Origin of the sequence: Mesorhizobium sp. M6A.T.Cr.TU.017.01.1.1, from assembly GCF_004023115.1 — a bacterium.
GTDB lineage: Bacteria > Pseudomonadota > Alphaproteobacteria > Rhizobiales > Rhizobiaceae > Mesorhizobium > Mesorhizobium mediterraneum.
In genome coordinates, this window is the sequence record NZ_RZTA01000036.1 from 43,493 (window position 1) to 55,062 (window position 11,570).

Sequence of the window (11,570 nt, forward strand, 5' to 3'; positions counted from 1 at the left end):
CGTCCTGACCTGGCGCCTTGCCAGATGACGAGTGCCGGGCGACATTCCTCGCATGTGGCTCCTGAAACTGGCGCTCGCAGCCGCTGGATTGTATGCGGCGGTTGTCGCCGTCGCGTATGTGCTTCAGTCCTGGCTGATCTTTCCGGCCGGCTTTGCGGCTTTCGGACCCGATCTGCCGGCCGGGGCCCGCCATGTCGAGTTGGCGACGCAGGATGGCGAGCGCTTCGTTCTGGTGCGCCTGCCGGCAAGACAGGCCGAGCCACGCCCGCTCCTGCTGGGGTTCGCCGGCAATGCCTGGAATGCCGACGCGCTTGCCCTCATGCTGCACCAGCTATTCCCCGAACATGAGGTCGCGGCGCTGCACTACCGCGGATATGCGCCGAGCAGCGGAAGCCCGTCAGCCTCCGCCCTGTTCGAGGACGCCCGACGCGCCCATGACCACCTGGCCACCGACGCCAAAGCCGGCATCGTCGCCATCGGCCTTAGCCTCGGCGCTGCGGTTGCGGTCGATCTGGCGACCGTCCGGCCCTTGCGCGGCATTGTCATGGTGACGCCCTTCGACTCGCTGAAGGAACTCGCCGCCCACCACTATCCCTGGCTGCCGGTGCGCCTCTTGCTGCGGCACCGCATGGAGGCGGCAGAAACTCTGCGCGACCTCGATGTGCCCACGGCCGTCATCGTCGCCGAGAACGACACCATCGTTCCAGCGGCACGCTCGGCACCTCTGCGCGAGGCCGCCCGTGATTTGCGCAGCCACATCGCCATAGCGGCTGGCCACAACGACCTCTATGGCCATCCCGACTTCGCCGGCGCGCTACGCGCCTCCGTTGCGGCGGTCACGCACGATTGACGAGCACTGGGTGGCGAGCGGGCAAGCTCTGGCAGCGATTTGGCCGCAAATCGCGATGGGCCGTCAACCGCGCCGCGCCGCCTCGATCGCGGCGACGTCGATTTTCCTCATGGTCATCATGGCATCAAACGCGCGCTTTGCTTCGTCGCCGCCAGCCGCCAGCGCTTCAGTCAGGACGCGCGGCGTGATTTGCCAGGAAACGCCCCACTTGTCCTTGCACCAGCCGCACGCGCTCTCCTGGCCGCCATTGCCGACGATGGCATTCCAGTAGCGGTCGGTCTCCTCCTGATCGTCGGTGGCGATCTGGAACGAGAAGGCTTCGTTGTGCTTGAAAGCGGGACCACCGTTGAGGCCGAGACAAGGAATGCCCGCAACTGTGAAGTCGACCGTCAACACGTCGCCCTCCTTGCCGGCTGGGTAGTCACTGGGTGCATGGTGCACGGCACTCACCACGCTGTCAGGAAAGGTCGCGGAGTAGAAGCGGGCGGCAGCCTCGGCGTCCTTATCGTACCAGAGGCAGATCGTATTCTTCGCCATTGCGGGTTCCTTTCGCCTTGAAGCCAAGATTTCGGCCTTCCCCATCCGCTCCCTTCCGAAATAGGTAGCCAATCGCTTTTCTCCACCCCGGAAGCGTCCGGCCCGCCCCGGCGATCGCAAAGGGCAGCTTACCCTAGCGTCGCGGTCCGCTTTGGGCGGACAGACATTCTCGTTGTTTCCCAAAGCGGACGTTCGCGCGATGACTGGTGTTGGCCCTTTTGCACACCATCACGAGCCGACCGGCCATGTACATGACGGCGGGTCGCGGAAGGTGTTTCAATTGAAAGCAGACTCCTGCCCTCCTGAAATCAGAATGTAACGCCCTCCGCGAATTTTTGGCCCCCGCCGTCGTTCGCATCGGATCGACCGAGCGGACGGAATTTGAGTCAACACGGAGTTTGTCACCCTGACTACGAAGAAAACAGGCAGGCCGACCGCGCCACGGATCGTTGGTCTTCGCCACGTCGGCATGGTCGCCGAAAACCCGGCTGCGCTTGCGCGATTTTATGAGGATGTCCTCGGCCTTCAGGTGGTCGGCGGCAGTGGCGAAGAAAACCCGTTCGGCGCCACCGCCTTCCTGAGCAGCGATCCGGCCGAAGAGTCCCATCAGATCGCTATCTTCACCAATCCTGCCTTGCGCCACATCGCATTCAAGGTCGGCACATTGGCCGATCTGCGCGCCGCCTACACGCGCATCGTCGACATGGGGCTGCCGATTAAGATGGCCTTCAATCACGGTGTATCGCTTGCGTTCTATTTCGAAGACCCTGAGGGAAATCTTGTCGAAGTCTACTGGCCGACCGGCATGGCCTTCGACCAGCCCTACGGGGATCCGCTCGATTTGACGCTGCCGGAAGAGGCATTGCGGCAGAGGGTCGAGCAACTGGTGCGGCAGGCGAGTGAACAGGTTCCGGTATCTCTGCCGTCTGCATCCGCGTCATAGCGCGGAGCGGTCGCTCCTTCACCCCTCCTACCATTCAATTCTCACTCCTGACGAGGAAATGACGACACCTCTACCGCGGACGCGTACTGCTGGCTTGCGCAGATCGGATTGATCGATAAGGCGGCTCTGCCGATCCTCGGCGCGACGCAATCGCGCGCGCTGATGCCGTCCGCCACAGGGAATTATCAACTCAACAAGTTGATGTATTTCAAATGAAACAGTCAAGACATACGGCGAAAACATTGTGGTGGTAGCCAAGCTGCCTCGGGACGTGGAAGCGAGTAAATATTTCCATCGCAGACTCACTTTCTACGTCAGCCAAAGCCGAGATATTTCGTGGAAGCCCAGGAATACAGGAGAGCATCCAGATGAGCTCAAGATCAGCAACCTTTGTCGCGTCTGCAATCGCGATCATAACTACCACCGCCGCCGCTCCGACCGCTCCGCTGACACCGGCGGAGGCAGCGCGGATCGACGCATCGTCGTTCCCCGCGCCCGGCGAGCCGAGCCTTGCCGAAATCCGCCATGCAACGGAGCGATTCCGCAACGTCAACGTCGCGCTCGCGGAGGGCTACATCCGCGATCCTGCCAACATGTGCGAGACCGCCGAAATGACGGGACAGCCGCAGAAATTAGGGGCTATGGGCCTCCACTACTTTCGCCCCGATATGCTCGGCATCACCGCTCCGCCCAATCCGCGCGTCGACGGCACCGGCACGCACACGGACTTCGGCAAGCCCGCGGTCCTCGTCTACGAGCCGCAGGCCGACGGATCGCTCGAGCTGATCGCGGTGGAGAATCTCGTCTTCGCGAAAGCGTGGAAGGAAGCCGGCCACGACGCCCCGCCTTCCTTCTACGGCGTTCCCTGGGACACCATGATCGACGACCCGACGACGCCCGCGGATGAGGCGCATAATTTCGAGCCGCATCACGACCGGCACGTCTGGCTCTATCGAGAAAACCCGAACGGCATCTTCGCCCAGTTCAACCCGCGGGTGACCTGTGAGCACCACAACTCCGGTGCGTCCCACCAGCATGCGTCAGGCCAGTGATAAGCGGCGACCTGGCTTACCTGCTCGCGCCGAGCGGCAGGTGAGCCAGGCGTCGTCTGTTCGAACTTGCTCGTTCAGAGCGATTGGATTTTTGGTCCTAGGTCAGCGGCTCGTAGTCGATCTCGAGAAACGCCTCGACCTCCGGGATCCAGCGATCGCGGACGAAGGCGACGTGGTCAGGATGGTCGTTGTAACGGGAATAGGCGGCCTCGTCGGCGAACTCCATCGAGAAGCCGAAGCGATAATCGTTCTTCGGACTGACTTGCCGCAACTGCTCGAATTTCTCGACACCCGATATCGCCGCGAGCACTTTCGCATCAGTGAGGAATTTCACCTCCTCGGCCGAGTTCTCCCTGTGCTTCAGCCTGAACACCACAGTGTGACGGATCAATTTCTGCTCCCCATAGCGTTTACGCGCTGTCGGCCCAGGCGCGGATCAGGTGATGGACAAATGATCACCACCGGGTCGGTGCGCGGAAAATGCTCGGTGCCGCAGGCCGGGCAGTGTCGCTTGTAGCCGCCCGCCCGCATTTCGACTAGGCGAAAAAGCCATCGAAATTCAAACGGCGCAGTTCGATAGCCTTCTTTCCAAAGCCATGGATGCAGACGCAAGCAACGGAATTCACCCATCCGTATGCCATCCGTAAGTGCGCTTCTCGCATGGTCGTGCGGGCACAATTCACTGCTCGGAGGTTCACCATGCATGACGTTTCATCTTCCCATCTCTCAGGCAGCATTTCGCGAGACATGTTTGTTTCTTTCGTCCGCGACCTGCTGGGCAGCTATCCGAATCCAGACGAACCGCAGCCGCGAGGTCCCTGGGATCCAATCATCTTTGCCGCCTTGCAGCGAATGGCATGGTTCGGTCCACATCCGGAGCCCTGGCACTCACTGTTTCACGTCATCGCCCAGCGGCATCCTGAACTGTGGGATATCCTTGGCGGCCCCCTGGTTCGGGCGGCGCTCAATCCGCAGCCGCTACCGCCCCGCATCGCCTTCGCCGCCGCTCTGGCCGACGGGTTGATAGAGCGCGCAGCGTCTGCTCAGGAAATCGCGGACTGGCTGCCGCAGCAGGGGGAACAGCGCGGCATCATCATCGTCAGCGGCCGTCTTCTGCAGTATGTCGACGATCTTTGCGGCAACGGCCTCAGGCTCAAATTCCCTAAGCCCGTTCCACCGCCGCCGTGGTGGCAGGAGCAGTTGAGTGGCGCCGACCTGGCGGTAATGGGCGTCCGGTTCGAGAGCGCGGCAGCGCAGGTTGTCAACGAGGCGCTCGGAGGCGCATTCCGTCAGGCCGGCGTCAAACTTATTCAGACCGGGCTATCGAAGTTCCAATAGCGGCAGACGGGCGATCGCTATGGCCGACCTGCAGCATTCTTGCCCGGATTGAAGTGTTGTGGTGGGGCGGATTTGGGTCAGGGTCGAGGGTTCGGTGCAGTTGCAATATCGCTGCAACCGCGCCGAAGCCCGAAGGCTCTGACCCAAATGGCCCAGTCATTTTGGTCCCACAAACCTTTACGCGCTGTCGGCCCAGGCGCGGATGAGGTTATAGGCGATCGCCCCCTTCGGCGGCGTGACCAGGCCGCCCGGATGCTCGCGGGCCAGCATCGAGAGCACCTCGTCGCGAAAGAACCAGCGGCAGTCTTCCAGCTCGTTGAGGTCGGCCTGGATGTCGTCGTTGAGCGGCTCGCCGAAGCAGCCGATCATCAGCGAATAGGGAAACGGCCAGGGCTGGCTGGCGTGGTAGACGACGCGGCCAAGCCTGATGCCGGCCTCCTCCAGCGTTTCACGGCGCACAGCCGCCTCGATCGTCTCGCCCGGCTCGATGAAGCCGGCAAGCGCCGAATACATCCCCGGCGCGAAATGCCGGCCGCGGCCAAGCAGGCATTTTTCGCGCGTCGCCGTCAGCATGATCGCCACCGGATCGGTGCGCGGAAAATGCTCGGTGGCGCAGGCCGGGCAAAGCCGCTTGTAGCCTCCGGCCCGCATTTCGGCTTCATTGCCGCATTTGCTGCAGAAGCGGTGGCTGGCATGCCAGGCGAGCAGCGCCGCCCCTTGCGCCATGGCGCCGGCCGCCGCTTCGTCGATCAGCCCCTGCATGTAGACCGAGCGATAGTCGATGGCCTTGATCGTCTCCGGCAATTGTTCGGGATCGATGCCTGCCGGAACGGCGAGTACCGGGCCGCTGTCGGAAAAACCGAGCAGGACGCCATGGTCGAGCGACGCCTGGAGCGGCTGGCTCTCCTCGGCGCCGAACCAGGGGTCGAAGCCGTCGCCAACGAGCTTCAGATAAAGGCGCCCGCCATGCATCAGCAAAAGCCTGGCTGAGGGATCGGCGAGTGCCTTTTCGACGGAATCGTCGGCGCGGTTTTCGGATTGCCGGTCGATCATATTGCCGGCGAAGCCGACGAACTGGCTCGGCTCGCGCAAGGGCGCGTCAAACAGGCGGAAGCTCATGGGAGACTCTGGATTCCAGGATGGACACGGGACAGGCTTATAGCGCCGCCTTTATCTGTTGCGCAAACCGGCGCAGGTCCGGGCGCTGATAAGGCTCGCGCAGGCCGTGGCCCCACACCGGGCCCGGCCAGCCGGGATCACCTTCCGAGCGCGCGATGACATGGACATGCAACTGGCGCACGATGTTGCCGAGTGCGCCGGTGTTGATCTTGGTGCAGCCAGTCACCCTCTTCAGAGCCTGCGCCACCATATTGGTCTCGAAGGTCAGCATCGCCTGGTCGAGCGGCGTCAAATCGTGGATTTCCTCCACACCCGGTCGCTGCGGCACCAGAAGCAGCCACGGCCAGCGGCGATCGTTCATCACCCGCAACTCGCACAGCCCGAGCCACATCAACTGTTCGCTGTCCGTCTCCAGACGAGCATCCAGCGTGAATCCGGCCTTGAGGCCCGGCAACATCGGCGTTTCCTTCGCTTTTGTAGTGTTTTTTAAACGTCATGAACGCTAAAGCGGCTGCCGGGGGGCCGCAAGAGGGCGGCAAGCGAATCATTGCTCCGTGACGGCAGTTATGCTATTGATTTGGGCATGGTGCTGATTTGCGCCGATGACCCGCCTTCCGAGGCGGGTTTTTTGTTTCAGCTTTCGGCGTCACCCCTGCTGATTGATCCTGCGCACTTGCATTTCATCGCCGAATTGCCGATATGGAGAACGGGAGGTTGGTGGTGGACGGTCCACTCGCCAACCGGGTCAGGTCCGGAAGGAAGCAGCCCTAACGAGCCCGGAACGGGTCATTGTTCCAGCCTCCCGCCTCTTCGCCTTTCTCCCGCGACATTGACGGCGCCAAGCCCTGCGGGCGAAACTATGCGCAGGAATCGGCCGCCTGCAGCGGCGGCCCTTGGAGCTTTACGGGCGAATGAGCGAAGCCGGAAATTCGGGAACGGAAAAGGCCGCCGCCTATCGCGTTCTGGCGCGCAAATACCGTCCTGCGAACTTCTCCGAGCTGATCGGCCAGGAGCCGATGGTCCGCACCCTCACCAACGCCTTCGCCACCGGCCGCATCGCCCAGGCCTGGATGCTGACCGGCGTGCGCGGTGTCGGCAAGACGACGACGGCGCGCATACTCGCGCGGGCGCTCAACTACAAAACATCGACCGTCGACCAGCCTTCGGTCGATCTTGCCGTTCCGGGTGAGCACTGCCAGGCGATCATGGAAGGCCGCCATGTCGACGTCATCGAGATGGACGCCGCCTCGCACACCGGCATCGACGACATCAGAGACATCATCGAGCGCGTGCGCTACGCGCCGGTGTCGGCGCGCTACAAGGTCTACATCATCGACGAAGTGCACATGCTCTCGACCCAGGCCTTCAACGGCCTGCTGAAGACGCTGGAAGAGCCGCCGCCGCACGTCAAATTCATCTTCGCCACCACCGAAATCAGAAAAGTTCCGATCACCGTTTTGTCGCGCTGCCAGCGCTTCGACCTCAGGCGTATCGATGCCGGCGCGCTGGTCGCGCATCTCTCCTCGATTGCCGGCAAAGAAGGCATTGCGGTCGATGACGACGCGCTGGCGATGATCGCCCGTGCGGCCGAAGGCTCGGCACGCGATTCGCTGTCCATCCTCGACCAGGCGATCGCCCATGGCAGCGGTACTGTCAGTGCAGAGGCGGTGCGCGCCATGCTCGGGCTGGCCGACCGCGCCCGGATCGTCGACCTGTTCGAACATGTGATGAAGGGCGACGTGGCGGCCGCGCTGGCCGAGTTCCGCAACCAATACGACACCGGCGCCGATCCGGCCGCGGTGCTGACCGATCTTGCCGAGTTCAACCACCTCGTCACTCGGCTGCGCTTCGTGCCGACAGCCCTCGACGACGCCTCGCTGTCCGAGGACGAGCGCCGGCGCGGCGCCGACTTCGCCAAGGCACTGTCGGTCAGGGTGCTGTCGCGGACCTGGCAGATGCTGTTGAAAGGCATTCCCGAGGTGCAGTCTTCCAATCGGCCGGTCAGCGCCGCCGAAATGGTGCTGATCCGGCTGGCGCATGCCGCCGACCTGCCGACGCTGGACGAGGCGTTGAAATCGCTGGAGGCCGGAGCATCGGTGCCGAATGGCGCGCCACGCTCAAATGGCGCGCCTGCAAGCTCTGGTCCGGCAAATACTGGCCCGGCAAGTCCCGGCCCAGCAAGTGCCGGTAATGGCGGCGGCGCCAGCGCCGTGGCGCAGACGCGGATGCCGACGGCCAATGGCGGCGCGCAGATCATGCGGCTGGTCGAGGCCGAGCCGATGCCGGCGGCCTTCATTCCGGCGCCGGAGCCGGTTGCGGATGCGCCGGCGGTGCCGGTGAAATCGCTGGCCGACATCGTCGCGCTTGCCGACGCCCAGCGCGACATGGCCTTCAAGGTGCTGGTGAAGCGCTGCGTGCGCCTGGTGCGCATCGAGCCGGGCCGCATCGACGTCAGCCTGACCGATGACGCGCCGAAGATGCTGCTCAATGAGCTGACCGCCAAATTGCGCGCCTGGACCGGCCGCAGCTGGCTGGTGTCGCTGTCGAAGGAAGAGGGCGGCCAGACACTGGCCGAGATGGAATCGACCAAACGCGAAAACGCCCTCCTCGATGCCAAGAGCGACCCGACCGTCGCCGCCATCCTGGCGCGGTTTCCCGGCGCCAAGATCATCGACGTGCGCATTCCCGACGCACCGGAAGCCGATGCGGTCGAGGCCGAAGTTCCGGTCGAGCCGGCGGCGGACGACGACGAAACCTGATACAGATCAATCTAGAGGACCACGCGATGAAAGATCTTCTCGGCCTGATGGGCAAAGCGAAGGAAATGCAGGCCAAGTTCCAGGCCATGCAGGACGAGATCGCCACGCTGGAAGCCACCGGGCAGGCCGGCGGCGGCTTGGTCAGCGTGACGCTGACCGGCAAATTCGAGATGAAGTCGCTGAAAATCGACCCGTCTCTGTTCAAGGAGGACGAGGTCGAGATTCTGGAGGATCTGCTTCTCGCCGCCCACAATGACGCCAGGGCCAAGGTCGAGCAGATGATGCAGGAAAAGACCCAGGCACTGACCGCGGGACTGCCGATACCCCCGGGAATGAAGCTGCCGTTCTAGATCTGAGCTTTAGCGTTCAGCGGCGCCATGACCAAAGAGCCATCAGCCAGGTTGATAGAGCAGCGCCTCCGAAACAGGATCTATGAGATCCTGGAGATCCTGGCCGACTGCGACGCGGGCGTGAATCTCGTTGGAATCAATGGCTATTTCAATCTTTTCGACGATTTCCTCCATCGTCCGTCCATCGAATCCGGCATGTCCGTCCTGTCGAAGGATGAACGTGCCATCGTGCTGGAAATCGCCCATCTTCTAGAAGAAGCCTGCGTGGCTATGCCCGATTTCACCAAGGCTGAGTTCGTCGAAAGCGGCTGGCCGCGGCAGATTGCGCCGAAAGCGACGGTCGCACGGATGCTGTTCCTGCAACGCGGGCTGTTTTCGGAGGAGTTCGATGAGGCCGAACCCGGGCAACGGTTCGTGCCGTCAGCCAGTTAAATCTGCCCTCTATCGGGTGTGTCTGTTCTGCCACTTTCCGCTTAATAACGCTTTAGCCATCTTTTTGCCTGAAAGTGTCTCATTCTTGCCGCAGCCTGGGCGGGCTGGCAGCAGAAACGAGGGGATACCTGTTGATCTCTACCCGATGGAAGATGCCGTTGTTGCTCGGCGTCGTCACGTCTCCGCTGTTTTTGGCCGCCTGCAGTCAGACCACCTCGCATGGCCTGTCCGTGGCCAGTCTGACCGATGCCGTCAGGTCCCGGCCCTCCAGTCACACAGCGAAGGACAAGGAGTGCCTCCAGCGCGCGATGTTCTTCGAATCCAACCGGTCGAGCCGTGACGGCATGATTGCCGTTGGCACCGTGGTCATGAACCGGCTGCGCTCCGGCAAGCACGGCAACACCATCTGTCAGGTGGTCGGCGAGCGCGGGCAGTTTGCGCCGGGCGTGATGACACGGCGGATGAATTCGAAGGCGATGCCCGATGTCGAGGAGGCCGCCGAGGCGGTGCTCAAGGGCGAGCGCAAGGCCAAGCTGAAGAACACGATGTTCTTTCACACCGCCGGCCTGCGCTTCCCCTACAAGAACATGCACTACACGATGGTTGCCGGCGGCAACGCCTTCTATGAAAAGCGCGGCCGGAACTGGAAGCCGCTGCCGGACGAGCCCACGGTCGCGGTGGCACAAGCCACGCCGCGGGCGCCGGCGGCCACCGCTCCGGTGACGCTCGTCGCCTCCGCGGCGCCGGTTCCCAAAGCAACACCCGCCAAGGCAACCTATGTGACCGCGATCGCATCGCAGCCGGTAAAGCCGACTCTGGAGAAGGTGACGCCACAGAAGGCGACCCTTGTTGCGATGCAAGAACCGATGCAGGAGCCGGACGCGGCCCGTTTCGGCGGCACGGCCGACACCCGGCCTGTCACCTCGTTCCCGGCCGCGTCGGCCGAGCCGACAATGGCGTTTGAATCGACCCCCGAGAACACCGACGCCATCGGTGCGATGATCGCCGGCCAGACCCGGCCGCTGGAAGAAAACTGAGGCGGTCGACGTCGGCGCCGCCCCTCATCTGGCTGCCATCTTCTCCCCGTATTAGTGACGGGGAGAAGGACGCTCTCGTCGATGATTTCGCCAATCGTCAGCCTTGCAGGAAGGGTGCCGAGGTCGCGGTCTGCCCTTTCTCCCCGTCACTATACGGGGAGAAATGCCCGGCAGGGCAATGAGGGGCGGCGCAAGCCGACGCGATTGTCCCGCAGCAGCGTCGTTGCGTTGAACATCACCCGCCGCTGCGGTGTTTCAAAACCCATTGAAAAATCCTAAACCGATGCGATGTCGAAGCGAATCGCCGGTCCCGAGATCGAACGCCTGATCCAGCTCCTGGCCAAGGTGCCGGGGCTCGGTCCCCGTTCGGCCAGGCGAGCCGCACTCCACCTCATCAAGAAGAAGGAGCAGCTGCTGGCGCCGCTCGCCGCCGCCATGAGCGAGGCGGTCGACAAGGTGCGCATCTGCTCGACCTGCGGCAATGTCGACACGTCCGACCCCTGCATGATCTGCACCGATCCGCGCCGTGACCCCGGCACGCTCATCGTCGTTGAGGACGTGGCCGATCTGTGGGCGCTGGAGCGGGCGGCCGCCATGAATGTCCGCTACCATGTGCTCGGCGGCTCGTTGTCGCCGCTCGACGGCATCGGCCCCGAGCAGCTCAACATTCGCTCGCTGGTCGACCGCGTCGCCGGCGGCGAGGTCAAGGAGGTGATCCTCGCCGTCAACGCCACGGTCGAGGGCCAGACCACCGCGCACTATCTCACCGACCAATTGTCCGGCTTCGACATCAAGGTAACGCGGCTGGCGCATGGCGTGCCGGTCGGCGGCGAGCTCGACTATCTCGACGAAGGCACGCTGGCCGCGGCGCTGCGCTCGCGTACGGCGTTTTGAGGCGATTGGGGGAGGGGTATTCTTGAGATGATTGCATTCTTTCGCGCCCCTCTCTGTCCTGCCGGACATCTCCCCCACACGGGGGGAGATCGGACGTCACGCCGGCTTTCGCTAACCTTCAACGCTGGAGAAAAGCTGCCATCGCCAAAGCTGCCAATCTCCCCCCAAGTGGGGGAGATGTCCGGCAGGACAGAGGGGGGCGCGACAGAACGTCGACTTTGCGGATTGGCGTTCTTTCTTGCTACGCTCGTTGCCCTCC

At 63.2% G+C, this 11,570-nt stretch carries 13 protein-coding genes, 1 other RNA gene and 1 pseudogene; 10 read left to right on the top strand and 5 right to left on the bottom strand.

From position 1 onward, the window contains the following. Nucleotides 1-52 precede the first annotated feature (52 nt). Nucleotides 53-850: a hypothetical protein gene (locus tag EOB36_RS14170; protein ID WP_095487798.1), complete on the top strand. Its 798-nt coding sequence runs from the start codon at nucleotides 53-55 to the stop codon at nucleotides 848-850. 63 nt (nucleotides 851-913) lie between these two features. Here EOB36_RS14170 and EOB36_RS14175 read toward each other — a convergent pair whose 3' ends face one another. Next, nucleotides 914-1,387, bottom strand: a complete 474-nt coding sequence (locus EOB36_RS14175) for a VOC family protein (RefSeq protein ID WP_126103778.1) — start codon at nucleotides 1,385-1,387, stop codon at nucleotides 914-916. A gap of 445 nt (nucleotides 1,388-1,832) precedes the next feature. Between EOB36_RS14175 and EOB36_RS14180 the strand changes: the two genes are divergently transcribed. Both EOB36_RS14180 and EOB36_RS14185 read left to right on the top strand, forming a co-directional pair. Then, entirely contained in the window at nucleotides 1,833-2,330 is a 498-nt protein-coding gene (locus EOB36_RS14180; protein WP_280953384.1) for a VOC family protein, read from the top strand. Nucleotides 2,331-2,698: 368 nt separating this feature from the next. After that, nucleotides 2,699-3,382 carry a hypothetical protein gene (locus EOB36_RS14185; protein WP_206072995.1) on the top strand — a complete coding sequence of 228 codons (684 nt, stop codon included), beginning with the start codon at nucleotides 2,699-2,701 and terminating at the stop codon, nucleotides 3,380-3,382. Between the two features lie 97 nt (nucleotides 3,383-3,479). On the opposite strand, the gene EOB36_RS14190 is transcribed toward EOB36_RS14185, so the two are convergent. Together EOB36_RS14190 and EOB36_RS35745 are read right to left on the bottom strand one after the other, a co-directional pair. Next, the gene (locus tag EOB36_RS14190; protein ID WP_095487804.1) at nucleotides 3,480-3,773 is read right to left on the bottom strand and encodes a Dabb family protein; all 294 of its coding nucleotides are present in this window, start codon (nucleotides 3,771-3,773) and stop codon (nucleotides 3,480-3,482) included. A 59-nt stretch (nucleotides 3,774-3,832) separates the two neighbouring features. Continuing rightward, a pseudogene (locus EOB36_RS35745) lies at nucleotides 3,833-3,916 on the bottom strand (NADH pyrophosphatase zinc ribbon domain-containing protein); the annotation flags it as partial. A gap of 165 nt (nucleotides 3,917-4,081) precedes the next feature. On the opposite strand from EOB36_RS35745, the gene EOB36_RS14200 reads away from it, so the two are divergent. Continuing rightward, nucleotides 4,082-4,720: a hypothetical protein gene (locus tag EOB36_RS14200; protein ID WP_126103775.1), complete on the top strand. Its 639-nt coding sequence runs from the start codon at nucleotides 4,082-4,084 to the stop codon at nucleotides 4,718-4,720. A 177-nt stretch (nucleotides 4,721-4,897) separates the two neighbouring features. Here EOB36_RS14200 and nudC read toward each other — a convergent pair whose 3' ends face one another. Both nudC and EOB36_RS14210 read right to left on the bottom strand, forming a co-directional pair. After that, nucleotides 4,898-5,839, bottom strand: coding sequence for an NAD(+) diphosphatase (nudC, locus tag EOB36_RS14205; protein ID WP_095487810.1), 942 nt, complete (start codon nucleotides 5,837-5,839; stop codon nucleotides 4,898-4,900). 37 nt (nucleotides 5,840-5,876) lie between these two features. Next, nucleotides 5,877-6,296 (bottom strand): HIT family protein, encoded by a 420-nt coding sequence (locus EOB36_RS14210; RefSeq protein WP_095487812.1) that lies wholly within the window; start codon nucleotides 6,294-6,296, stop codon nucleotides 5,877-5,879. A 252-nt stretch (nucleotides 6,297-6,548) separates the two neighbouring features. Between EOB36_RS14210 and ffs the strand changes: the two genes are divergently transcribed. The 6 genes from ffs (at nucleotide 6,549) to recR (ending at nucleotide 11,311) form a co-directional block, all read left to right on the top strand. Then, an RNA gene (ffs, locus tag EOB36_RS14215) (signal recognition particle sRNA small type) lies at nucleotides 6,549-6,645 on the top strand. Between the two features lie 105 nt (nucleotides 6,646-6,750). Continuing rightward, nucleotides 6,751-8,598, top strand: a complete 1,848-nt coding sequence (locus EOB36_RS14220; protein WP_127205376.1) for a DNA polymerase III subunit gamma/tau — start codon at nucleotides 6,751-6,753, stop codon at nucleotides 8,596-8,598. A gap of 26 nt (nucleotides 8,599-8,624) precedes the next feature. Then, the gene (locus tag EOB36_RS14225; protein ID WP_023802083.1) at nucleotides 8,625-8,948 is read left to right on the top strand and encodes a YbaB/EbfC family nucleoid-associated protein; all 324 of its coding nucleotides are present in this window, start codon (nucleotides 8,625-8,627) and stop codon (nucleotides 8,946-8,948) included. Between the two features lie 27 nt (nucleotides 8,949-8,975). Beyond that, complete coding sequence (locus tag EOB36_RS14230) at nucleotides 8,976-9,380, top strand: hypothetical protein (protein ID WP_095487816.1); 405 nt, start codon at nucleotides 8,976-8,978, stop codon at nucleotides 9,378-9,380. A 152-nt stretch (nucleotides 9,381-9,532) separates the two neighbouring features. After that, nucleotides 9,533-10,417, top strand: a complete 885-nt coding sequence (locus EOB36_RS14235) for a cell wall hydrolase (RefSeq protein ID WP_164759195.1) — start codon at nucleotides 9,533-9,535, stop codon at nucleotides 10,415-10,417. 288 nt (nucleotides 10,418-10,705) lie between these two features. Then, on the top strand, nucleotides 10,706-11,311 hold the full coding sequence (gene recR / locus EOB36_RS14245) for a recombination mediator RecR (protein ID WP_095487818.1): 606 nt from the start codon (nucleotides 10,706-10,708) through the stop codon (nucleotides 11,309-11,311). Nucleotides 11,312-11,570 lie beyond the last annotated feature (259 nt).

Bases quoted from the DNA above. Each gene is read 5' to 3' on its own strand.
- EOB36_RS14170 (WP_095487798.1), top strand. From the start codon at position 53: ATGTGGCTCCTGAAACTGGCGCTCGCAGCCGCTGGATTGTATGCGGCG.
- EOB36_RS14200 (WP_126103775.1), top strand. From the start codon at position 4,082: ATGCATGACGTTTCATCTTCCCATCTCTCAGGCAGCATTTCGCGAGAC.
- nudC (WP_095487810.1), bottom strand. From the start codon at position 5,839: ATGAGCTTCCGCCTGTTTGACGCGCCCTTGCGCGAGCCGAGCCAGTTC.
- EOB36_RS14230 (WP_095487816.1), top strand. From the start codon at position 8,976: ATGACCAAAGAGCCATCAGCCAGGTTGATAGAGCAGCGCCTCCGAAAC.
- EOB36_RS14185 (WP_206072995.1), top strand. From the start codon at position 2,699: ATGAGCTCAAGATCAGCAACCTTTGTCGCGTCTGCAATCGCGATCATA.
- recR (WP_095487818.1), top strand. From the start codon at position 10,706: ATGTCGAAGCGAATCGCCGGTCCCGAGATCGAACGCCTGATCCAGCTC.
- EOB36_RS14235 (WP_164759195.1), top strand. From the start codon at position 9,533: ATGCCGTTGTTGCTCGGCGTCGTCACGTCTCCGCTGTTTTTGGCCGCC.
- EOB36_RS14220 (WP_127205376.1), top strand. From the start codon at position 6,751: ATGAGCGAAGCCGGAAATTCGGGAACGGAAAAGGCCGCCGCCTATCGC.
- EOB36_RS14210 (WP_095487812.1), bottom strand. From the start codon at position 6,296: ATGTTGCCGGGCCTCAAGGCCGGATTCACGCTGGATGCTCGTCTGGAG.
- EOB36_RS14175 (WP_126103778.1), bottom strand. From the start codon at position 1,387: ATGGCGAAGAATACGATCTGCCTCTGGTACGATAAGGACGCCGAGGCT.
- EOB36_RS14225 (WP_023802083.1), top strand. From the start codon at position 8,625: ATGAAAGATCTTCTCGGCCTGATGGGCAAAGCGAAGGAAATGCAGGCC.